Origin of the sequence: Corynebacterium macclintockiae, from assembly GCF_027570165.1 — a bacterium.
Lineage (GTDB): Bacteria > Actinomycetota > Actinomycetes > Mycobacteriales > Mycobacteriaceae > Corynebacterium > Corynebacterium macclintockiae.
Genome location: NZ_JAKMUV010000017.1, coordinates 1 through 21,678 on the forward strand (window position 1 = coordinate 1; position 21,678 = coordinate 21,678).

The 21,678-nt window shown below is 59.6% G+C and carries 18 protein-coding genes; 10 read left to right on the forward strand and 8 right to left on the reverse strand.

Going from position 1 to position 21,678, the window contains the following annotated elements; genetic code table 11:
* Positions 1–508 precede the first annotated feature (508 nt).
* Complete coding sequence (locus L8U58_RS09665) at positions 509–2,410, reverse strand: hypothetical protein (RefSeq protein ID WP_269955231.1); 1,902 nt, start codon at positions 2,408–2,410, stop codon at positions 509–511.
* A 349-nt stretch (positions 2,411–2,759) separates the two neighbouring features.
* Here L8U58_RS09665 and L8U58_RS09670 point away from each other — a divergent pair, with 349 nt between their 5' ends.
* The gene (locus L8U58_RS09670) at positions 2,760–4,490 is read left to right on the forward strand and encodes an ATP-binding protein (protein WP_269955232.1); all 1,731 of its coding nucleotides are present in this window, start codon (positions 2,760–2,762) and stop codon (positions 4,488–4,490) included.
* 251 nt (positions 4,491–4,741) lie between these two features.
* Here L8U58_RS09670 and L8U58_RS09675 read toward each other — a convergent pair whose 3' ends face one another.
* Both L8U58_RS09675 and L8U58_RS09680 read right to left on the reverse strand, forming a co-directional pair.
* A complete protein-coding gene (locus L8U58_RS09675; RefSeq protein WP_034966579.1) occupies positions 4,742–4,990 on the reverse strand; it encodes a hypothetical protein in 249 nt (82 codons plus the stop codon).
* 148 nt (positions 4,991–5,138) lie between these two features.
* Positions 5,139–6,884: a cytochrome c biogenesis protein CcdA gene (locus tag L8U58_RS09680; RefSeq protein WP_269955233.1), complete on the reverse strand. Its 1,746-nt coding sequence runs from the start codon at positions 6,882–6,884 to the stop codon at positions 5,139–5,141.
* Positions 6,885–7,141: 257 nt separating this feature from the next.
* Between L8U58_RS09680 and L8U58_RS09685 the strand changes: the two genes are divergently transcribed.
* The 5 genes from L8U58_RS09685 (at position 7,142) to L8U58_RS09705 (ending at position 11,303) form a co-directional block, all read left to right on the forward strand.
* The gene (locus L8U58_RS09685; RefSeq protein ID WP_269955234.1) at positions 7,142–7,561 is read left to right on the forward strand and encodes a hypothetical protein; all 420 of its coding nucleotides are present in this window, start codon (positions 7,142–7,144) and stop codon (positions 7,559–7,561) included.
* Positions 7,562–7,607: 46 nt separating this feature from the next.
* A complete protein-coding gene (locus L8U58_RS09690; RefSeq protein WP_034966575.1) occupies positions 7,608–8,204 on the forward strand; it encodes a sigma-70 family RNA polymerase sigma factor in 597 nt (198 codons plus the stop codon).
* Positions 8,201–9,010, forward strand: coding sequence for an anti-sigma factor (locus tag L8U58_RS09695; RefSeq protein ID WP_269955235.1), 810 nt, complete (start codon positions 8,201–8,203; stop codon positions 9,008–9,010). Before L8U58_RS09690 ends, L8U58_RS09695 begins: the two co-directional genes overlap by 4 nt.
* Before the next feature lie 104 nt (positions 9,011–9,114).
* Positions 9,115–9,369: a hypothetical protein gene (locus L8U58_RS09700; protein ID WP_034966572.1), complete on the forward strand. Its 255-nt coding sequence runs from the start codon at positions 9,115–9,117 to the stop codon at positions 9,367–9,369.
* Positions 9,370–9,458: 89 nt separating this feature from the next.
* Entirely contained in the window at positions 9,459–11,303 is a 1,845-nt protein-coding gene (locus L8U58_RS09705) for an alpha/beta-hydrolase family protein (protein WP_269955236.1), read from the forward strand.
* 45 nt (positions 11,304–11,348) lie between these two features.
* Here L8U58_RS09705 and L8U58_RS09710 read toward each other — a convergent pair whose 3' ends face one another.
* Positions 11,349–12,032 carry a TetR/AcrR family transcriptional regulator gene (locus L8U58_RS09710; protein ID WP_237744211.1) on the reverse strand — a complete coding sequence of 228 codons (684 nt, stop codon included), beginning with the start codon at positions 12,030–12,032 and terminating at the stop codon, positions 11,349–11,351.
* Between the two features lie 232 nt (positions 12,033–12,264).
* Between L8U58_RS09710 and L8U58_RS09715 the strand changes: the two genes are divergently transcribed.
* The gene (locus L8U58_RS09715; protein ID WP_034980864.1) at positions 12,265–13,656 is read left to right on the forward strand and encodes an RNA-binding domain-containing protein; all 1,392 of its coding nucleotides are present in this window, start codon (positions 12,265–12,267) and stop codon (positions 13,654–13,656) included.
* 101 nt (positions 13,657–13,757) lie between these two features.
* On the opposite strand, the gene L8U58_RS09720 is transcribed toward L8U58_RS09715, so the two are convergent.
* Together L8U58_RS09720 and L8U58_RS09725 are read right to left on the reverse strand one after the other, a co-directional pair.
* Positions 13,758–15,311: an anthranilate synthase component I family protein gene (locus L8U58_RS09720; RefSeq protein WP_420839886.1), complete on the reverse strand. Its 1,554-nt coding sequence runs from the start codon at positions 15,309–15,311 to the stop codon at positions 13,758–13,760.
* Positions 15,312–15,351: 40 nt separating this feature from the next.
* Positions 15,352–16,743, reverse strand: a complete 1,392-nt coding sequence (locus L8U58_RS09725) for a hypothetical protein (RefSeq protein ID WP_269955238.1) — start codon at positions 16,741–16,743, stop codon at positions 15,352–15,354.
* A gap of 164 nt (positions 16,744–16,907) precedes the next feature.
* Between L8U58_RS09725 and L8U58_RS09730 the strand changes: the two genes are divergently transcribed.
* Positions 16,908–17,432 (forward strand): peptidylprolyl isomerase, encoded by a 525-nt coding sequence (locus tag L8U58_RS09730; RefSeq protein ID WP_034966561.1) that lies wholly within the window; start codon positions 16,908–16,910, stop codon positions 17,430–17,432.
* Entirely contained in the window at positions 17,429–18,139 is a 711-nt protein-coding gene (locus L8U58_RS09735; RefSeq protein WP_155270751.1) for a rhomboid family intramembrane serine protease, read from the forward strand. Before L8U58_RS09730 ends, L8U58_RS09735 begins: the two co-directional genes overlap by 4 nt.
* A gap of 8 nt (positions 18,140–18,147) precedes the next feature.
* Here L8U58_RS09735 and crgA read toward each other — a convergent pair whose 3' ends face one another.
* Complete coding sequence (gene crgA / locus L8U58_RS09740; protein WP_034973599.1) at positions 18,148–18,420, reverse strand: cell division protein CrgA; 273 nt, start codon at positions 18,418–18,420, stop codon at positions 18,148–18,150.
* Between the two features lie 183 nt (positions 18,421–18,603).
* Between crgA and L8U58_RS09745 the strand changes: the two genes are divergently transcribed.
* The gene (locus L8U58_RS09745) at positions 18,604–19,305 is read left to right on the forward strand and encodes an anthranilate synthase component II (protein WP_187401944.1); all 702 of its coding nucleotides are present in this window, start codon (positions 18,604–18,606) and stop codon (positions 19,303–19,305) included.
* Between the two features lie 58 nt (positions 19,306–19,363).
* Here the strand turns inward: L8U58_RS09745 and pknB are convergent, their stop codons facing one another.
* Positions 19,364–21,565 carry a Stk1 family PASTA domain-containing Ser/Thr kinase gene (gene pknB / locus L8U58_RS09750; protein WP_269955239.1) on the reverse strand — a complete coding sequence of 734 codons (2,202 nt, stop codon included), beginning with the start codon at positions 21,563–21,565 and terminating at the stop codon, positions 19,364–19,366.
* Positions 21,566–21,678 lie beyond the last annotated feature (113 nt).

Here is a 21,678-nt window from a genome sequence, read left to right on the forward strand (position 1 = left end):
GTTTTGTTTCACACTGGTTTTACACGGGGATTCTTTTACGCCGCTTTCTCCGGTCTGATTGAAAGACCCGATCTCCTGGTGCTTTGTTCTTCGTCAACTCTCGAAGCTCCGGTACGAGAGTGCTCGGAAAAGGTACAGTACGCCGTTTGTGGTTTTCTTGGAGTGCCGTCCTTGTACTTTCCACCATCGTGTTCATCCGTGCGGTGAATATCGAAGCGGCGAGTATCGAAATCAATGGAATCAATGCGCAAGGCGGTCATTTCGGCCCATCGAATGCCCGACGAGCTACGTGAGGATAATCTTTTTGAGGACCTCACCCACGCCAGGGTCATGCTTGACTGGTGATCGCGTCGGTACAATTCTGAACATCCGCACTCGGTGTTGGGCTATCTCAGCCCGGGCAGGTATGCGGAGAATTGGAAGAAAAAGCAGCAGGCAGTCGCTTAAGCCTACTGAACCTAATTCTCAGACCACCCCAGCATGGGTATCAATCCTCGGGTGATAGCGATCAAGAATTTGGTGCATAGCCGGTGTTGAGGTGTTCAAGTTGAATATATGCAGGCAGGAAACCAGTAACGGGATGGTACCCAGCCGCCGTGACCCATGTTGAAACGTCGGTTATTTGGTTAGCATCGATAACCTCGCACGTGACATGTGGGCCGATAGAGTTTTCGGCAAAAACCGCATTCACTGCGAGGGTCAATTCCTGATTGACGGCCACTTTGTCTGCGTATTCAGACTCGAACGCGACCGCCACCCTAATCAGATGCCTCCCACTGGCAGAGGTTTTTCTAGCATGAGCTACCCCGATCCATGACAGGCCTTTGGTGCAACAGTGGCGCAGAGCACGGCGAACGGCGGCGAGCGCGAGTGCCTGATTTGTGACAGCTATTGATCGTGCCCCTAACGCACGGGGCCATAAGATGGGGAGTTCCAGCGACGTGGCCTGTGGGGGTGCAGCGTTGGGAGAGGAGGTGCTGACGCCGGCCTCTTTCGGTGGATCGAGCCACAGTAACTCAATCGGGAAGTCCGTAAAGGAATCGATGCCCAGGTCACCGAGAACATCACACACGTCATGTGCCACGGTGCCGAGTGGCGCCTGCTCATCGACCTCAACTGTCAGCAGTGGTTGATGAATGGAACCTTCCACAGCGGAGGTGCTATTGGCACGCACGCTAAGCACGGAACACACTGAACCTGCGGTGCTGTCGGATGCGAGACTCCAAGTGCTGAGAGATTCCCAGATCAGCGTCGGTGTTACAGCTGCGGCGAGACAATCAGGATCAGCCATCGCCTTTTCCTGTTGCAATTTAGAAACAAGCTCCGAGGATGCGAGATAGCCGCCGCGGTGAATTGCACGATCGACGATGCTTGTTCCTGGGATGAAGCTGCGTACCCGTATGATGCCGCTATCTGGGAGTCGACGAATACTTAGCAAACTCCGTTGGGGAGGCTCTCTCAGTGCGTTATCGGCTGTGCGGGCGGCGCTGTCACCCAACACCTGCGTTAAGGATTGGACAGGGAGAAGCTCAGCGCTGAGCGGGATTCGGTACAGAATGATTGGTGTTTCTTCAGCATCCGGTTCATGGACGGTGCTAGGGAACGCCTGGTGGAAAATGATGTTGTGGAATACCGACTCGCAATGAACGCTACTTCCACATGCGCTAGCGAAAGCCTGTGCCCGGTCAACGATGTGCCTCAACACAGATGCTGTGAAAAGAGGATCATCTTCCTGAACGTGCAGGGTGATCACCGGAGCGGTGGTTGCAGAGTCATCATTAACTTTAAACGCCACACTATAGGCGAGGCGGCCACAACCGAGAACTTCCTGGGTGTTTAGAGAATCCGAACGAAGATCCTTTACATACTTCCGAGTAAGTTTCCGTACTACCGCGCCCGTGAAGTATTCACGAACAGCAAGAGCTAGCAGCCCTAATGACTCGGCCATATTCCAGGCAGGAATATGTTCTGAAAGAGCCGATCCTATCGCGGAGTTGCTGAGACGCTGAGCTGCAGCTAATGCTTCCTTGGGACTGTAGTCGGGGCGGCGATCAGCGGCAGACGACTGCCTGAAGGAGTAGTTTTTGCTCCCGCACGCGCTATCGCTGACATCCAGGATGGCGAAGTCATGGTCGATGAGGTCATAATGCGTTAAACAGAGCTGCTGGTGGTTCACATAATCCAGCACAGATTCATCACTAGGAGCTCCAGCTAGCAACCATTGGATATGTGTGTACTCACGCTCAATGTCCTCGAATGTTGTGGCGCGTCCCCCGGCGCTCTGGATTAAGATTCTTCTGGGAGAATCCCCCGGAAGAACAGCCAACGCCTGGCAGTTTCGTGGGATGGCTAAACCACCGGTCCACGCTGCAATTCCAATCCAGCGCACATAGTCAGTTGACATGGTCATTTCGCCAGTTTAACCTTTTGGTTTGCAGTGGAGTGTTTTAATATTCTCTTGCTTTCCAGGCCAGTCTCGTTCGTCAATAGCATCTACATCGACTAGATTCCGCCAGCTCACGAGATGAGCAGATTTATGGCAATATGCACGTGCTGTAACCTTCGTCCGCATCCCTTTTGTCTATTAACCCTTCTTGTATCTGTGGTGTCCAGAGCGCTTTCGGGTTAAGGGTTAAAGTCCAAACTCATAAATCAAAGTGTGAAACTGCTAGCTATTTCACACTTTAATTCACACTTTGAGGTTCAAACTGTGAATGAGCAGGTAGTGAAAGTGTGAAAAGTGATCTAGACTGATCATCATGAGTTGGAATGCCGAACGTCTTGCGGAAATGATCAGGGAGCTCCGTGCCTTCGGGGACGACACGACTCTTGTTGAATGTAAAACCGCGGCAGGAGGTGTTCCGGAGAACATCGGTGAGACGCTATGCGCATTCGCCAATATGCCGCAAGCTGGCGCGATCATTCTTGGCGTTAGCGAGCGAAAAGGTTTTGAAGTCACCGGTATTGAAAACCCAGCGGAAATGCAGAAGGCGATCGCATCGGTCAGCCGGTCTTCAGTGAAGCCGGCCCCGCAGCTTGAGTTCTTTCACCACATTATTGACAGAAAACACGTTTTGGTGGTGGAAGTCACACCGTTGACACCGACAGAGAAACCGGCAAGGTTCAAGAACAAGGCATACCTGCGTCAAGCTGATGGCGATTATCAGATGAACTCTAACGATCTAAAGATGCTAGAGCTCTCTGCGCTAACGGCTAGCCAACAAACGAACTTCGATTTTCAGATTGTTCATGGAACCGATACTGGTGTGCTCGATGGCGAGGCGCTAAGGAGCTTTATCGAATCGGTGCGCCAGTCTAGAACTCGCCTATCCAGGATTGACGATGACTCACAGTTGCTCCAAATTTCTAACGTAACCGATAACCAGGGCAATCTTCGTTTGGGGGGTTTGTATGCGCTCGGTTATCTGCCTCAGTCAGTTGAACCTGCTCTTGGCGCAACTGTTGCGGTGAGGTTGGCTCGAGGTGATGGAATGGGGCGCCATAAAAATCTCAAGGAGATTGAAGGTCCACTGCCGGTGATGCTTGTGGAGATTATGAACTGGATTAGGCAAAACTCGGACACGGTGAGCAGGTATACGGAAATTGGCCATCTTGTCGATGAACCGGAGTTTCCGCCTTCGGCTATCCGAGAGGTGCTGGCGAATGCCCTGGTTCACCGGGATCTGGGGCCATCCGTGGAGGTGGGCAAAAAAGTCGAGGTTCGAATTACGGAGAAGATGCTTGTAGTGGTCAGCCCGGGTGGTTTGCGTGGATTATCCGCATCCCAGCTGGAAAGCCCGGAGCTGACCAAAGCCCCTGTAAACAAGCGGCTTTATGAGATTGCACGCTATCTAAGGACGCCGGATGGTGAGCGCGTCATCGAGGGTGAAGGTGGTGGAATTCAAGAGATTCTCACTGCTACGAGGGAGGCTCGTTTGCCAAAGCCGCAGTTCATCGATACCGGTGTCACGTTTAAAGTGTTATTTCCCCGCGGTTCACGTTTCAGTGAGATCGAGGATAAATGGCTCGAGGATCTGCAACGACAAGGAAAGCGGCGTCTCGTTCCGATTGAAGAAGATCTACTGGTGAATCTACGTAGTCAGGGCGGGGCGACGCGGCAGCGCATCGTGCAGATGTACGCCCCGTTGGGCGAGAGAGCATGTCGACGGATGCTTGATCAGCTCTCGGATAATGGGTTCCTTAATTACGAAGACGGCGTCTATTACGCCGTCGGAGAGGAGACCGGTTCTGGCGATAAGGCGCGTCGTAAGAGCACGGACGAGCAGATTCTACGATCCTTGGGAAAGAACGTTCCTAAAGTTTATGAAGCCATTGGCTTGAACGGATCAGCGACAATGAAGGAGTTGCAGGATAGGACGAGTCTGTCTCCTGCGCAGGTCCGCTACGCACTTGATCCACTCCTCGCACAGGGATACGTGTCCATGGTCGGGGGTCAGGGACGAAAAGCGACGGTTTACAGCCGCGAGTAGCGGTTGGAGTCTAAGTGTGAATGAAACTATGAAACGATTCGTTGAAAGTCGCACTTTCGTTCAAAGTTTGAAACTTTGATTCTCAGTTTGATGCAAAGTCGGAATCCTTGAGGAGACGGCTAGGCACTTGGCACGCTCGCGGTCACCGTAGCCGCTGGATTCGATAACTTCTAGCGCAGCCTCGTCGCCGGTGATTTCGCATGGTGTTGCCCTTCGAATTCGACGGCGATGTCGTCTAGATCAGACAGAAGTCATTCGGATTTTGTAGATTCTTTCGCAGCCTCCATGCAGTCCTGAATGGTTAATTCGGGTCGCTTTCCAGCTGCCTGGTCGGCGAGCGCTTGGGCATCTTCGGCAGTAGGCTTCCACCCCTCATGAACTCCGAGCGCTAGGGCTTCCGCAAGGTCGGCGCGCTGAGCAGAATCAAGTGGTTGGAGTTGCTCAGGGAAGGCATCAACCCACTGATCGACGCCTCGGATGGTGTTGAAATTGACGGCCACGTCCTAGTCCTCCATTCCGGTGGGTGTAGAGCTCAGTTTAGTGACGGGGTGCGACATCCCAGTTGGTATGCCATTCGATAATCGAACGCTTGTCTGCCGGACTGCCTTGTAGCGAAAGGTCTGTGGGATACCGCAAATTCCGCCAGCACTACCCAAACGTCAGCGAGTAGAGCTCCACGCCCTTACCAGCGCGCACGCTCAGCTCGCCCTGTTGCTGCTCGGGTTTGCGCAGGATGTCCACCGTGCCATCCGAGTTGATGGGGAAGCGGCGGGTAGTGCCGTCGCCGTAGGCCACGGAGATTTCACCCCGGCCAGAGACCACCAGCTGCACACGCTTGGCCTGGTAGTTCAGGTGCAACACCGCCGGCTCGTCGACCGGGCGGATGGACTGCTCCGCCAACGACCACTTGCCCTCCAAGCTGTAGTGCAGCGCCTCCGGCTGCACCTTCGCAAACTCGTGAGTCCCGTTCTTGTACTCACCCGCGGGATTAGAAAAATACTCCGCGCGCCGCGTGCCCAAGTACGTTTCGGGGTTCCGCTGGCGGGAACTGGTGGCGTCATTAGAAGAATCCCCACCTTCCTCTACCGGCGAAGGCAGCTCGATGCCCGGATTGGCCGCCGACAGCAGCTCGCGGACCAGGCGTTCGGTCTCGGCATAGGCGCCCTCGCCCTCGTGGATCTGGCGGACCTTGCCAGTGTGATCCACCAGGTAATGCGCAGGCCAGTAGCGGTTATTGAAGGCACGCCAGGTGGCGAAGTTGTTGTCCTGCGCGACGGGGTAGTGGATGCCCTGGTCGCGGATGGCGGCGGCGACGTTGGAGGCCTCGTGTTCGAAGGCGTACTCCGGGGCGTGCACACCCACCACCTGCAGTCCACTATCCCGGTATCGGTCGTACAGCTTGGTTACGTGCTCGTTGGCGCGCTGGCAGTTGATGCAGGCATAGGCCCAGAAGTCCACCAGGGTGATGCTTTGCTTGCCGTTTACCTTCGCTGGGTGGCGCGGATCCACAGGCGTTTTGGTGTTCTGCCAACCCTCTAGTCCGGCGAAAGCCGGCACCGGTCCGCAGTCCTGCAACCTATCGGGTGCGGCGGTCCGGCAAGATTCCAGGCTGCCGTCGCCTACGCTGCCACTGTTGCCAGCGTTACCCGCGCTACCGCCGTTGGCCTGCTGCAACGCGTTCCGGGTGCGGTCGGAAGCGTTGAACTTCTCCTGGGCACTTGAAGTCCAATCCGGCAGCGCCCGCTGCAGTGCCGCCGGAGCGTTGAACGCAATAGCCACTGCTAGCACGATCACCAGCGCGCCCGCGCCATAAGAGATGCCCTTGCGGTGGGAACGCACGAAGTCCGCGCGCGTGCCGATCTGCTTGCCAGCCAGGGCGAAGAAGAACAGTGGAGTACACGCGCCGACCGCGAAGCTGACCGCCAGCACCACGTTGCCCCAGCCGATCTGCCCCGTAGCGCCCGCCACGGTCACCGCCGCCAGCACCGGCCCTGCGCAGGGCGAATACACCGCACCCAGGGCCAGACCGATGCCGAACCCGGAGCCGCCGCCCGTCGTAATCCGCTGGATCCACCCAGGGATTTGGATGCGCGCGAAGGGCCGTTCCAGCTGGTCACCCAGCGCGGGCCACAGCATGCTCACCCCCACGAGCACCAGCAGCACCACGCCCGCCCAACGCAGCAGATCCTTCGGCAACCCCAGCGCGCTGAGGATCAGTGTTCCCAGCAGCGTGACCAGCGTAAAGCTCAGTCCAATACCTGTCGCCACCAGCCACGGCTTACGCCGCTTATCCGCGCTGACCGCCAGCACGATCGGCAGCACCGGCAGGATGCACGGCGAAATGCCCGTCACCAACCCGCCGATCAACCCAATCAGGACGATGTCCCATCCCATGTTCTTGTGCTCCTTCTTCTTCTTTCTTTTTGACGCCCACCGCGTGCATCGCCGGGGCGCTCCTACAAACGAGTTATGTGAATGACTACGGAGCACATGCGGGAAATGGATTGGGGAAAAATTCTTCTTAAAAGCTTCCAATCCGATATTGGTGTTGGCTTCGTATGTACTCATGAAGCTGCCTTAGATACGGGCAGCGTGAACCAAGTACGTTGCACAGAAAGTGCACTCTGACCATTCCGAAGGAGCAATTAAGAATGAACACTCGCAAGACCAACCGTGGAAACAACACCCGTGCTACCGGATTCTCCGTCGGGCGCGCTGCCGTTGCAGTGGCTTTGACCGGTGTGATGGGCCTGGGTCTGGTTGCGTGCAACGAGGGCAACAAGGATGCCGATAAGTCCGAAACGTCTTCCTCTTCCGAGATGACCAGCGAAAGCAAGATGACTGAAGAGAAGATGAGCGACGATAAGATGACCGGCGAAAATATGACTGAGGAAAAGATGGGCGGGGACAAGATGGAAGAGTCCGGCGCCATGATGTCCGAGAAGATGGATCACAAGATGGGCGAGAAGATGTCCGACAAGATGGACGGCAAGATGGAAGACAAGGTGGAAAACATGATGGAGACCGACGAAAGCATGATGCCGGACCTGCAGGGTAAGCACAATCACTAGGTCTAGTCACTGGACGAAGCACAAGCAGTCTGCGTGACGCACTACGATGAGACCGGTGGCAGTAGTCGATAGAGAAACACTCGAGAGCTTGATGCTGCTCACCCAACAGGGTGATGCGGCAGCTTTCGCGCGCCTCTACGACGACATTGCCCCGCAGGTACTAGGCCTCGCGGTACACATCCTCAAGGACCAAGCCCAGGCGGAGGAAGTCGCCCAAGAGGTATTCATCGAAGTGTGGCAACACGCGGGCGACTTCGACCCAGAAAAAGGGTCGGCGAAAGCCTGGATTCTGCGCCGGACGAGGCTCCGCGCCATTGATCGCGTTCGAAGTGCCATTTCCACGCTGAAAAGGGATGACCGAGAGGCGTTCCTGGTGGCGTCCATAAAGAAAGAAAGCGTGGAAGACGAAGCGTTACGGAACGTGCAGCGCCACGCCGTGCGGACCGCGCTGGAGATCATGGGCGAGCCGCACAAAACCGCGATTCTGCTGGCGTATTTCGGCGATATGACGCACGCGGAACTGGCGGAAACCACCGGCGTACCGTTGGGAACTGCGAAGACGCGCGTGCGCGATGGGCTTCGGAAGCTAGAGAAGATCCTTAAAGAACAACGCGACGCACTGGCGGAAGGGGGTGCCTCATGAAAGACGAAAAGCCGGACTTTGGCGAACTAGAAGCCGACCTGGCCGGGCTGGCGGAACCCGTAGAGCCTTCGCCGAAGCTGAAATCAGACATTATGGATGCGATCGCCTCGGGCAAGTTTCCGCAGTTCGCGCCGGGTGAAGGTAGCGCTGAAAAGAGCGAAGAAAACAACGAGGAAAGCAACGTTGTGCCGTTGGCCAAGGCGGCTGCGGATTCCAGCGCCGCCGAGGACGAGTCGATCAAGCCCCGCGGCGGATTTGCGCGCGTTGGGTTCGCCGCAGCCGCAGCGGTCGTGCTTCTGGCCGGAGTAGGAATCGTAGGCACCACCACTGGATTGTGGGGGAGCTCCGGCGAGGATTCCAGCTTGGCGGAGAACGGTGCGAAGCAGCCTGCCGAAGGCGGCGAGGGAGACTCCCCGGAGGCATTGTCGGACGGCAGGGGCGCCGAAACGTTCATGCAGGGCGCGGAAGCGGAAGACCACATGCACTCCATCATGGCGATGGGGGATGTGCGCAGCATTTCGCTGAAGGCGGATGGATCCACGCTGGACGTGGTGATATCTGAGCAGATGGATTCCGGCGGCGCGATGGTTAACGGTGCGCCAGTCCTGAAGGACGGCATGGGCGCTCAGGTCTGGTCTATCGATAAACACGGTGCCGCCCGGTCGGCCGGCGTGATCGACCAGGACCCGCACGACAATGTATGGATGCCACTGCCAGCGGACACGATGATGGTGCGTGTCACCGAGGAACCGATGGCGGGCAGCAAGTCGCCGGGCGGGACGGTCTTGGCCGAGGGGAAGCTCTAGTTCCGCGTGGTAGTATCCCGTCCGCTGCAAGTACTGTGGATTAAAGAAATCCGATTCAGCCCCTTCGACGAATCCACACCCCAACCAATGGAGCGCCACGACTCATGAGCAGCATGACTACCACGTATCGCTACACCGACCCCTTCACTGGCACGCCGCAGACAATCGACGGCCCTGACGGTAAGGCGTACCTGCTAGTGGAACGTGGCGAGGAAGTTCGCGTCGGCGACCCACTGGAGTTCTACAACGACCACGACAGCGCCCGCGAGGCCGTGATGGCTCGTCTCACCGAGAAAGCCCGTTCGTTACAGGACTACGAAGAGTACTACGTCACCCACGCCACCCTGCGCGGTGCGTAATACTAGAAATCTTCATGCGAAAAACACGGCAAAGGATTATCCCGGTTATACGGCGCCGGGCGAAGTGGGCTTCTTTAACAGCGCTTTCCTTGTCCTTTAATGCGGCCGCGAATGCGGTCGAGCTTTATGCGAATCTTTTCCCCGGTGTGCGCCTGAACAGGCGCCATGCCCTGGATCCCCGCCGTGGCTTCGCCATCATCGGCGCGGAAATTGGCATGTGGAACGCCTTTTCACCTTCGCTTCTACCGCACCCGTGGTGGGCCGTCGCCGGCAACGCAGCAACGTCCCAGGCAGTGGGGCACCTCAACGGAACCATCGTCGCCAGCGCAGCCCTGCCGGCCTTCCGCGCCTTCGGCCTGGATCTAAGGGAACTGGTGAACAAGCCCGGCTACCGCGAGGCCTACCGCGGTGTCCACGGAGCCTTCACCCTGGCCACCGCCGCTGCGGCCTATCGCTTCTACAAGCGCCAAGGTGAATCTGCGGCACTGGTGAAAAGCCAGCGCCTCGGCGCACCCTCCGCCTTCGTCGGGGTCGCCGTCAGTACGCTTGGCTACGGCGCATTCCTGCTGCTCGGCGAGTTGCTGCAGTCCAGCTTCGACCTCACCAGGCATTCGCTTCGCCGGTTCGTCCCCGCCCCCGTGGCTGTGCCTGTGGCTGCTGGGGCGGTGGGCGTCATCACCTACCTCATCTCCGAAAAAATCCTGCTACGGCAGTTCCTAGAAAAATTTAACGAGAAGGCCGAGCTTGTAAACCGGCGCGTTTACTGGGGTTATCAGCAACCATGGGAGCCTGAGCGGTCGGGTTCCGTCTGGTCCCATGAACGGTGGATCGCGCTGGGTGCGCAGGGGCGCGTGCTGGTCGGCGGCGGTCCGCGGGCGCGCGACATCACCGCGGTCACGGGCCTGGATGACGTGCATGAGCCGATCCGTATCTACGGCGGCCTGGCCCCCGGACGCACGCTGGAAAGTATCGTTGAACTGGTAAAACGCGAGCTGCTGCGGACGGGCGCGCTGCACCGTTCGACGATCGTCATCCACACGTCTACCGGCACGGGTTGGGTGCCGGACTGGCAGTTGGATACCGTCGAGTTCCTCACCGGCGGTAACTGCGCGAATGTGACGATGCAGTACTCCTATGTGCAGTCGCCCGTCGCCTATGCGCTCGACCGCGATACCCCGGTGCGCGCTGCGAAGTTACTTATTGACGCCGTGTTTGAGCTGCTAGAAGGCATGCCCAACCCACCAAAGGTGTTTGTGACCGGCGAATCCCTGGGGGCGTATGGCACGGCCGCAGCTTTCGACGGGCTGGAGGACATGCTGGCGAAAGTAGACGGGGCGGTGCTGTCCGGCGCGCCACGCTTCACCACAATTGTCCGCGACCTCACAGAGAAGCGCAGCGAGGGTTCGCCGGAACGGCTTCCGCTGTACGACCAGGGGCGCCACGTGCGCTTTATCAGCCATGCCGACCACCTGGACCGGGACTGGCGCGGCCAAGAATACGGCCAACCCTGGCAACACCCGCGGGTGGCGGTGGTGCAGCACGCGTCCGACGCGATCGTGTGGTGGGATGCCGAACTGTTCTGGAAGGAACCCGACTGGCTGCGCGAACCTGGCGCCCGGGGAGTGCCCGCGCCACCGACGCAACACAGCGATGTGGTGGATAAGCTGCGCTGGATTCCCTTCACCACTGGCTGGCAGGTCGCCATGGACATGCTGAACTCGAAGCGCGCGCCGGAAGGCCATGGCCATAACTACCGTGGGATCATGGTGCCGACCTGGGAGAGGATCCTCGGACCCGACCTGGTGCGCGTGCCGCTGACCCCAGAGCTGCAGGAGCAAATCACCGCTTGGATCACCAAGCACTCGCGGGACACGCGCCGGGAGGAAGACCGTTTCCTCGACCGCTTCGGCTTCGGCGTGGCGCGGGAGGACTAGCTGCCTCGGGGCCGCGACAAGCTTCCGGGGCTTGCTGCCAGAATCCTATTGCGGGGGGATGAGGTAATCGTCGATCGGCCGCGCAATCGCCTGCTTGGCGCGCTGCTCTGAAACCCCCAGCATGCGCAGCAGATCCAGCGCGAGATCATCCCCGGCGATCCGGCTATTCAACTCAGGGTCCTCGTGCAGGCGCTGACCCAGCATGGCGGAGGCGCCGAAAATGACGGCCGCCGCGGATTCGGTGCTGGCAACGTGGAAAGAGCCGTCTTCCACGCCCGCACTGATTCGCTCGCGCAGCTGCCGCACCAGCTCGTTCGGCATTGTGTAGAAATTGGGGGAGCGCCGCACGATGGACTTCGACAGGGTCGGTACCAGTCGGTGCGCGAAGGCTAGGATGCGGATGTTCGTCGCCGCCGCGTCGATGGAGTCTAGGTCTGTGGCATCGGCCAGGTCAAAGATGATGGCCAGGTGGTTCACCGCGTATTCGGCCACCGCGTCGAAGAACTGGTTGCGGTCTTGGAAGAAGTTGTAGAAGCTGCCGTTGGAGACCCCGGCCTTTTGGGTGATCGCCAGGATGGAAAGGTCGGTTCGTTCCTCGGCGATCAGCTCGATTCCTGCGCGCAGCAGCGCTAGCCGCGTGCGTTCCCTCCGCGTCCCGCCCTGTTCGCTGCGGTTGAAGATGGCCTGCATCCACGCGGCGGTATCGATGTGCTGTTCGCTTGTTCGCACGCGCGGATTCACCCCGTTTTTTCTTATTGACGCCTATCGTTCCACCCACGCCCCGTACCAGCGCCGGTGCCGTTATGGGGTGTGCATAGCTTCCTTTCAGATTAACTTACCGCCACTGTCGGCTACCCGAAACGTGTTCGAAAGCTACTCGAAACGTACTCGAAACAAATCTCGAGCCTCTGACCTGCGATAAACAACGTACTCGAAAATGTTTCGAGTAGAATGTCGAGTTGTGACTGTGCAGCGAAACTTCCACAAGGAACCAAGCCAGCTTCTGGAACTCCCGGAAGATCAGTGGTTCGAGCGTAAATCGTTCCGCATTAATCCCAAGGACTTGGCTAAAACAATTGTCGGCATGGCCAATGCCGAAGGTGGGGTTATCGCAGTTGGAATCACGGATCGTCGATTCGACGGAAGACCAACTGCCGGCCAAGATAATGCTCTGCGGCAGACTTCGCTGGATCATACCGATCCGACGGTTCGCGTCCAGATCGAGTTGTGCGATGTGGATGACCGTGCGCAGGTGTATCTTTTCCACGTCTTGCCCAGTGAACGGGTCCATTACCTGAAGTCGGGGGACTGCTTCCTGCGGGTCGGTGATGAAACAAAGCAGTTAAGAGCCGATGACATCCTGGAGCTTCGCTACACCAAGGGTGAGCAGCAATACGATGCGACAGTGCCGATGGGCGCCAATCCGAGTGACCTGGATATGGAATTGGTTGTGGCTTATGCCAAAGCTATTGGATCCTCTAGCGCCGACGATGCCTTAAAGGCGCGAAACCTGGTTGATCGAGAAGGCAATCCACGCGCAGCTGCGATCTTGCTTTTTGGCAAGAATCCCCAGGAGTTCTTTCCCAATGCACACATCAGGGTCCTGCGCTTCGGTGAGGATGAACGGTTGCCGGGAGAATTGCAGCAACTATTGGAAGACCAGCGTTTTGGTGGTCCGATTCCGCAACAGATTCAAGCAGCGCAGGATGCAATTGGTGAAATGCTGCCCAACGCTCGAAGACTTACAAATGCCGGGCTTTTCGAGGACGAAAGTCTGATCCCGCACGACGTTTGGCTAGAGGGTCTGGTCAATGCAGTGGTGCATCGCTCGTACAGCATGATCGGCGACCACATTCGCTTCGAGATCTATCCGAGCCGTATTGAGGTCTCTAGCCCGGGTCGATTCCCCGGCCTTGTAGATCCTACGAGGCCAGAATCCATTGCCCGGTTCGCACGTAATCCTCTGGTCGCACGCGTGACAGCAGAGCTTCGCATTGGTCAGGAGTTAGGTGAGGGGATTCGTCGTATGTTCGCAAGCATGCGTCGGGTTGGATTTGCCGACCCGGTTTACGCGCAAACCAGCGGAAGCGTAGTACTGACTTTGAATGCAATGCAGCGCTTGGATGCCCACGTTCTGGGTGATCTTCCTCGTCACTCCGCAGACGTGTTAACTGTTTTGGAAACGGGGGGTCGCCCTATGTCCACGGGAGAGGTGGCGGAAGCGTTGGGATTGTCGGCTCCTCCCGTGCGCCGCTCTTTGCAGGCTATGCGGGACGCGGGGCTAGTCCGATGGCGGGGGAATGGCCCACGGGATCCTCGCGCGGTGTGGTCTGTAACGGGGCCGCTGAGGTAGCTTCATGGCGTACTCGAAAGCTACTCGAAACGTACTCGAAACAAATTTCGAGCCCTTGACCTGCGATAAACAACGTACTCGAAAATGTTTCGAGTAGAATGTTAGGCGATGTGGCCCCCGAGTGTATCGAGTAGCGCGGCGGCTTTCACGAGCGTTTCCTGGTATTCCGCCAGCGGGTCCGAGTCTGCGACGATCGCGCCGCCGACCCCGAAAGAGCACTCTTTGCCGTCATCAATGAGCGTGCGGATCGTGATGTTTAGCTCCGCCGCGGAATTGGGGGAGATCCAGCCGATCGCCCCGGAGTACAGCCCTCGTGGCTGCGGCTCCAGCTCCTTGATGATCTGCATTGTCCGGATCTTCGGCGCCCCAGTCATCGAGCCACCGGGGAAGCTGGCCTCAATCGCGTCGACGGCGCCAAGCCCCGCGCGGAGCCGGCCGGTAATCGTGCTAACCAGCTGGTGGACGTGCGAGAAGCTCTCCACCGAAAAAATTTTCGGGACCTCCACACTGCCCGGATCGCACACCCGTCCAAGGTCGTTGCGCAGCAGGTCGACAATCATCAGGTTCTCTGCCCGATCCTTCGGGTTGCTCTGTAATTCTTGACGCCCCCTGGCGTCAGCCGCTTGATCCTTCCCACGGGGGCGGGTGCCCTTGATCGGCTTGGCGGAGACTGCACCGGCCGGTGAGACTTTCAGGAACCTTTCGGGGGAGGCGCTGAGGATGTGCAGCGGTGCTGCACCCGGGCGGGAGAAACGCAAGAATGCGCCGTAGGGGACCGGGCTGACCTCGCGGAGGCGCAGGTAGGCCAGCAATTCTGGGGAGGCGGAGCCGGTGGCGGCCGCAGGGGACTGCCGGGAGGAGTGTTCGCTGACCCCAAGGGCAGCGAGGTTACGCAGAGCCGGCCCGCGGGCAGTGTTCGTCAGGCAGACCTCGTAGCTATCGCCCGCGGCGATGTAATCCAGGCAGCGTTGAATGCTCGCCAAGTACTGCTGCTTCGGTTGGTCGAAGTGGAAGGTTGCTGCGTAGTCGGTGGGCGCGCAGTCGGTTGAAAGAGTGCCGCCCAGAGTAGCGACTGGGGCAGAGCCCAGGACAGGCCCGGAGACTTCATTCGCGATGTCCTGAACCGCCACGACGGTGGCATCCAGCCATTCCAGCTGCTTGGCGTGCACCTCGCGAGCCTTCTGCGGGGGCCCGTCAACACCCGGAAGTAGCGCCATCGCGTGGGCCACCGCGCGCTCGTGGTCGACAACAACCGCCCGGTCGGCGAAGAGCAATGCTGCATCAGGGTGGTCTTCCCGAGAACGGGCAATGTCCTCGATCCCGTAGCCCAGCGCACCCACCCAGCCGAGGGCGAAGTCGCATGGCCATTCCGCGGGGATCTCCACCGGCTCGGCGAAAGCGCTTCTGAGCTGCGCGAAGAACTCAGCCGAGCTAGCAACCCGCGGTAGCCACGTTCGCGCGAGAGGGCCAGCGCTGTTTGCCAGCACGCTGATCGCGCCACCGTTGCCGGAAGAGTCCAGCCAGGTGGCGGTGGGGGCGTCATTAAATAAAGACAAAAAGACCCGCGACGCGACACTTCCGGTGATGTCCCGAGAGTCTGCCAACGGCAGCGGGATCGTGCGGAAAGTGAGGCGGCGCGGGGTCATGTACGCCATTATCGCGCGCCGGGTTCAGCGCGCGAGCGGAGGGCTGGGGTTAGAGGCGGTGCTTGCCACCCTCGTCCGGATCCTCGCCCGGGCCCTCGGCCAGCGGGAAGTCGGCCTCGGCAGCGTCGGCGGCCTCTGTTGCCTCCTCGACGTCGGCGGCACCCTGGGTGCTACCTGCCTGCGGGGCAGCCGGTGCGCCCGGAACAGCTACGCCAGCACCCGGGGCGCCAGGAGCGCTCGGAGCACCCGGAGCCTTGTTTTCAGCCTTAGCCTCGGCCTTCTGCTCGGCCTTCTCCTTCACCTCGGCGGCCTTTGCCTTTGCCTGATCGGCAGTGTCAGCGGCCTTCGCCTTGGCCTTCTCGGCAGCGCCGGTGGCCTTGTCGGCGAAGTCCTGCACCTTCGGGGTGTTCTTCGGCGCGGCCTGATCGCCGCGCAGGAACTTGAATGCAGCGGCACCAGCGGCTACGAGCACGGCCAGCAGCAGGAACTTGCCGAACAGGCCACCCTTCTTCTCGCTCTTCGCACGCTTCGCAGCGGCCTTGCGCTCGGCCTTCGCCAGAGCCTTGCTCTGCACCTTGTTGGTGGTGCGAGCAACCTTCTTGTCCAGCTTCGCTGCACGCTTCCGGGCATCCTTCTCTGCACCCTTGGCCTGCTTCTTCGCGCGCTTGGCGGCCTTCTTCTTGGTGGCCTCCAGCTTCTTGCTCAGCTGCTTGCGGTTCTTCTCGGTGGTCTTCGCCAGCTCCTCACCGCGTGCGACGGCATCCTCGCGCAGCTTGGAGGTGGCCTCTAGGCCGCGTTCCTGCAGATCCTGAGCGTTATCCTTCAGCGCTGCGGACAGCTGCGCGATCTTCTTCTCGCGCTTGGCAGCCTGCTTGCCCGCCTTCTTCGTAGCCTTTTCCTGTGCGTTGTCGAAACGGTCGCGCAGCTTCTGAGTGCGCTTCTCGATCTTCTTGCGCAGCTTCTCGGCATCCACGCCGAGCTTGTCGTTCAGGTCAATGTTGTTCAAGTCTTTGCCCTTCTTCTTTAGTGACGCCACCAGCCCAGCAGCCTTGGCCTGTGCCTTCTCTGACTTATCTGCAGCCTTGTCAGCAGCTTTGTCGGCGGTGTTGTTGAAACCGGTGGAAGCCATGTCAGCCACATCCGCGACGGTGGCATCCGGGGAATTGTGCACGCGGTGGCGCTTACGAGCAGCGGCGGCCGCCCGAGCCTGCTCCAAAGCAGCCGCGGCGCCCTCTTCCTTGCGCATGAGCTCCGCTACGGCCTTGACGTGGGCGGGGGAACCGGCGATGATGCCCTCGCGCTCGCCCTCGGAAGCGAGGTTCTCGCGGAGCTGCTGCAGCGCGTCGAACTCCTGACGGCGCTTGAACTCCTTGCGGTTATTGAGCATCGTGCGGCCTTGCTTAGCGCCGCGCAGCGCCAACTTCAGCGTGGTGGGATTCATCGTGGGGAAGGCTCCTTGGGGATCTTCTGAGTGTTTTTGTGTATGTATTTAATTCGGACTGCTACCCATCCTAAAGAAAAATTCTCACCGGGGATGGGCAATACCTCATTATTAAGAACCCGGGTATCCGATGTGTTTTTCAGTTTCCAGTACAATGGAGCACCGTGACTAACAAGACTGCAACCGCAATTCTGCACACTAACCATGGCGACATTGCCATCGACCTGTTCGGCAATCACGCGCCGGAGACCGTGGCTAACTTCGTCGGCCTGGCTAAGGGCACCAAGGAGTACTTCAAGCCCAACGCCTCCGGCACCAACGAAGGCCCGTTCTATGACGGTGCGATCTTCCACCGCATCATCGATGGCTTCATGATCCAGGGCGGCGACCCGGAGGGTAGCGGCAAGGGTGGCCCGGGCTACCAGTTCGGCGACGAGTTCCACCCGGAGCTCCAGTTCGATCGCCCGTTCCTGCTGGCCATGGCCAACGCTGGCCCCGGCACCAACGGCTCTCAGTTCTTCATCACCGTGACCGCCACCCCGCACCTGAACAACCGCCACACCATTTTCGGCGAGGTCACGGACAAGGAGTCCCAGAAGGTCGTCGCTAAGATCTCCCGCGTGGTTACCGACCGCATGGATCGCCCGAAGGACGATGTCGTCATCGAATCTGTAGAGATCCAGGAGTGATCACTCGGCGCCCTTACCGGCGCTATACCGTCACCAACGTCTTCCTCGTAGCGTGCTGCGTGGTTTACGGGGTGACGGTTTTTCAGTCTGGCAACATTGCCAGCCCACTCGACGGCCAATCGTCCTTCGCCTTCGGCGGCGAAAACCTGGGGCTGAAGATGATCTTCAGCGCCGCCAACGTCTCTTTCTACGGCGAATGGTGGCGCATCCTAACCGCCGCGCTGGTGCACCTAAGCCCGGTGCACCTGGGCTTCAATACCCTGCTGATCTTCCTGATCGGCAGGGAGGTCGAGCGCCACTACGGGGCGATCGTCATGCTCTGCCTCATCGTCGCCAGCGCCGCCGGTGGTGCCTTGGCTTGCATGTATTTCCAACCCGAGGTGCCAGTCGGAGGGGCCTCCACTGTCGGCTATGGTCTCCTCGCCATGCTCATCGCCCTCTCCCGAGTAGAGCACCGCGACCTGCGCGGACCCATCGCCCTGCTGCTGGTGAACCTCGGATACTCCATGCTGCTCTCCAACGTCTCCTTGTGGGGACACATCGGCGGGCTCGTGGGAGGCACCGTCATTGCGTTCGCTACCGCCTCCACTGAGGCGGGCAGTAGCGGAGGCGAAGGGGCGTCCATAAGAAAAAAGACCATCGCAGCAACAGCCGCGACGGTCATTCTGGCCTTCACAATATGGACAGGCCTGGGGTGGCACTACTAGCTAGGCAGCTACTTCCAACCCATCGTCATCAACAGACCCACGATAAGCAGAGCGAAGCCGATCAGGTAGTTCCACGCGTTCAGGTCGCGCATGAACGGGATCTGCGGACCAGCGATGTAGTTAACAACCAGCCACGCCAGACCCAGGATCATCAGCGCGAGCATCAGAACGATGTACCAGCGCGGAGTACCGGTGGAATTCAGCTTCACGGGCGTGCGACGATCCGTGGAAGAGGAACTAGAGAAGTTCTCCTCAGCGGAATTGACCTTGGACTTTGGCATTTTAAGAAACCTCGAAAGGGTTGACTGCGAAGCGGACGGTTGGCGGGCAACGAGCAGCACATCACAAGCACAGCCCGGGTGTGTGAGCGCCAGCCGAACGCCCATGGGCAAAAATTACGTACCCAACGATACTAGCAGCACATATCGCTAAAGCAGCATACTCAGCGCGCTAGACTCATTGCTATGCGGATTCTGGTGATCGACAACTACGACAGCTTCGTCTACAACCTCGTGCAATACATCGGGCAGTTGGGGTTCAGCGGGGATGACTGCGTGGTGCTGCGTAATGACGCCCCAGAACTGCAGGGCAATGGGCTGGCCACAACGCTGCAGGACTTCGACGCGATCCTGGTCTCCCCAGGACCGGGCGAACCCAGCGCAGCCGGGCGCACCCTGGACGTCCTGAAGATCGCGGTTGATCAGCAGATTCCCCTGTTGGGCGTGTGCCTGGGGCACCAGGCGATCGGTATGCACTTTGGGGCACACGTCGTGCGGGCGGACGAGCTTTTCCACGGCAAGACCTCGCCCGTGACCCACGACGGGACGGGCGTGCTGGCCGGGGTGCCAAGCCCATTCCGCGTGACGCGCTACCACTCCCTGACCGTCGACCCGGCAAGCGTGCCGGAAGAACTGCTGGTTACGGCAACGTCGGATTCCGGGATGATTATGGCGATGCGCCACCGGAGCCTGCCGATCCACTCTGTGCAGTTCCACCCGGAGTCCGTGATGACTCAATACGGCCACCTGATGTTGGCCAACTGGCTGAACGAGGCCGGGCAGAGTGCTGGCTTGGGGGAGGTTGTGCCCGGCGAGCTGGTCGATCGCTTAGTGCAGGAGCAGCTGGAGGTCACAGGCGCGATCAGCGCCGAGGCGTCGATGCTTTAGTTTGCACCGGGCGTGCTGGGGCGGAGGCGAACTTGCGCCGAACCAGCTTGCGTCGAACCTAGGGCAGCAGGTTGAAGACGTAGACGGTCACCGTGATGTCTTCGTCGCGCTTGACAACCTCGCCCGCGCGGATGGACTGCTGCGCCACCTCGTCGACGCGGCCCAGATCCGGGGTGTTCTTGTTATCCCGGTGCAGCTGATCAGGGTTGCCACGCCAGCCGGCGGCCTGTAGCTCGCGGAAGACATCGCCGAACTTCTTGCCTTGCAGGGAAGGCATCTCGAACTGGTTGCCCAGGGAGACCTCCAGGGTGATCTCGCTACCCTTCGGCAGCTTCTCGCCCTCGCTCGATGCGGACAGCACCTTGCCCTTCGGCTCGGTCGAATCGACCTGCTCCACGACTACCTTGAAGCCGGAGGATTCAAGGTTCTCGCGTGCATCCTCCACCTGCTGGCCGGTGACCACAGGCACGCGCACGTCCTCGGGGCCAGTGGAGACGGTAATCGTCACCTTGGTGCCGACCGAAACCTGCGACCCCTGGGGCGGAGTCTGCGTGATGATCTTGCCCTTGGGCACGTCGTTGCTGGCTTCTTCCTTCACCTCATTGTTGAGGGCCAGCTTCGCTTGCTTCAGTAGCTTCGAGGCTTCTTCGGTGGTCTTGCCCGTCAGGTCGGGCACGTCGGTGATCTCGCGACCGCTGGAAACCAGCAGCTTAATCTCAGTGCCTCGCGCCACGGAGGCATTGGCAGAGGGATCAGTGCCGATAGCCTTGCCACGCGCGATCTTGTCGTGGGTTTGTTCCTCTACGCTGACCTTAAAGCCCGCTTCCTCCAGCTGCTTCTGCGCCTCAGCACGGTCCTTGTTCTGGACGTTAGGAATCTTCACTTGTTCAGCTTCGACGGGCTTGTCGCCGCCGTCGTCGGTGACGGCTTGGTACGCGAAGTAACCACCCGCCAGGACCGCGGCGATGCCCGCCACCCAGGCAATTGGCGCCCACCAGCGGCGTTTCGGCTTGTCCTCGTAGTAATCCTCGTCGTAGTACGCGCCGTCATCGTAGTCGTCGCCGTACTCGTCATCGCCGTATTCGTCGTCGTAATAATCGCCGTCGAGGTCTTCGTCGTAGTTGTAGGACGCCCCGTTGTCCGCCCCGGCAGCGCCAGCCGCACCCGCCGCTCCGGAGGCACCGGCAGCACCCGGGAAGTTGGCATTTTGGCTGGCGGGGATAACGGAAGTCTGAGGATCGTCGTCCCAGTGGGAACCGGATCCCGCAGCTCCAGCCCCGGCGGCACCTGCCGCTACGCCGGCGGCGCCCGCAGCCAACGTTCCAGCACCGGAGCCTGCCTGGTGGGAACCCGCTGCTTCCGAATCGGCGTCATTGGTATAAGCCTGCGCAACCAGGGGCAGCTGGTCCTTCGAAAGGCGCTTAAGATCCGTCGCCATCTCTTGCGCATCGTCGTAACGATCGGACGGCGATTTAGCCATCGCGGTCAGGGTGATGGAATCCAGGCTCAGCGCCTCGCGCTTCGAAAGGTGCATGCCGGGCACCTGGGACGGGGGCTCCGGGTTTTCCTGCACGTGCTGGAAGGCAACGGACAGCGGCGATTCGCCGTGGAAGGGCGCCTGGCCGGTCGCCAGTTCGTAGAAGACACAGCCGGCGGCGTAGATATCAGAACGGGCGTCGGCGGACTGTCCGCGCGCCTGCTCTGGCGATAGGTACTGGGCAGTGCCAATGACGGCGGCGGTCTGCGTCATCGCCGACGAGCTATCGCTCAGCGCGCGGGCGATACCGAAGTCCATGACCTTCACCGCGCCGGTATTCGTGATCATCACGTTCGCCGGCTTGATATCGCGGTGAATAATGCCCGCTTCGTGGGAAAAGTACAGGGCATCGCATACCTGCGACATCACCGCGGCGGCGTCGTTCAGGCTCATCTTGCCGGAATGCTGGACGATGTCGCGCAGCGTCTCTCCGTGTACGCGCTCCATCACGATGTACGGCACGGCGCCTTCCTCGTCGGGAGTTTGGCCAGTGTCGTACACAGCAACGATCGCCGGGTGGTTCAGCTTCGCTGCGTTCTGCGCCTCGCGGCGGAAACGCTCCAGGAAGGTCTTGTCGCGCGCCAGGTCGGGGCGCATCATCTTCACAGCGACATCGCGACCCAGCAGCTCATCGGTAGCAGCGTAGACGTCGGACATACCGCCGGTGCCGATGGTGGCGCCAAGGCGGTATCGGCCGCCTAGGGTTGTGCCATTTCGGTCCACGCCGTTGCTCCTTTGTCTTTATTCTCTACGCTACTTGTTACTTGTTGGTGCTTGCCGATGGTTGTCTTTGCCCAGCTATCTAGGCCTCAAATTGGCTCTCTTGTCACTTTGAT

Excerpts from the sequence above, each read along its gene's own strand:
- L8U58_RS09665 (WP_269955231.1), bottom strand. The coding sequence starts at position 2,410 with ATGACCATGTCAACTGACTATGTGCGCTGGATTGGAATTGCAGCGTGG.
- L8U58_RS09670 (WP_269955232.1), top strand. The coding sequence starts at position 2,760 with ATGAGTTGGAATGCCGAACGTCTTGCGGAAATGATCAGGGAGCTCCGT.
- L8U58_RS09680 (WP_269955233.1), bottom strand. The coding sequence starts at position 6,884 with ATGGGATGGGACATCGTCCTGATTGGGTTGATCGGCGGGTTGGTGACG.
- L8U58_RS09685 (WP_269955234.1), top strand. The coding sequence starts at position 7,142 with ATGAACACTCGCAAGACCAACCGTGGAAACAACACCCGTGCTACCGGA.
- L8U58_RS09690 (WP_034966575.1), top strand. The coding sequence starts at position 7,608 with ATGAGACCGGTGGCAGTAGTCGATAGAGAAACACTCGAGAGCTTGATG.
- L8U58_RS09695 (WP_269955235.1), top strand. The coding sequence starts at position 8,201 with ATGAAAGACGAAAAGCCGGACTTTGGCGAACTAGAAGCCGACCTGGCC.
- L8U58_RS09700 (WP_034966572.1), top strand. The coding sequence starts at position 9,115 with ATGAGCAGCATGACTACCACGTATCGCTACACCGACCCCTTCACTGGC.
- L8U58_RS09720 (WP_420839886.1), bottom strand. The coding sequence starts at position 15,311 with ATGGCGTACATGACCCCGCGCCGCCTCACTTTCCGCACGATCCCGCTG.
- L8U58_RS09725 (WP_269955238.1), bottom strand. The coding sequence starts at position 16,743 with ATGAATCCCACCACGCTGAAGTTGGCGCTGCGCGGCGCTAAGCAAGGC.
- crgA (WP_034973599.1), bottom strand. The coding sequence starts at position 18,420 with ATGCCAAAGTCCAAGGTCAATTCCGCTGAGGAGAACTTCTCTAGTTCC.
- L8U58_RS09745 (WP_187401944.1), top strand. The coding sequence starts at position 18,604 with ATGCGGATTCTGGTGATCGACAACTACGACAGCTTCGTCTACAACCTC.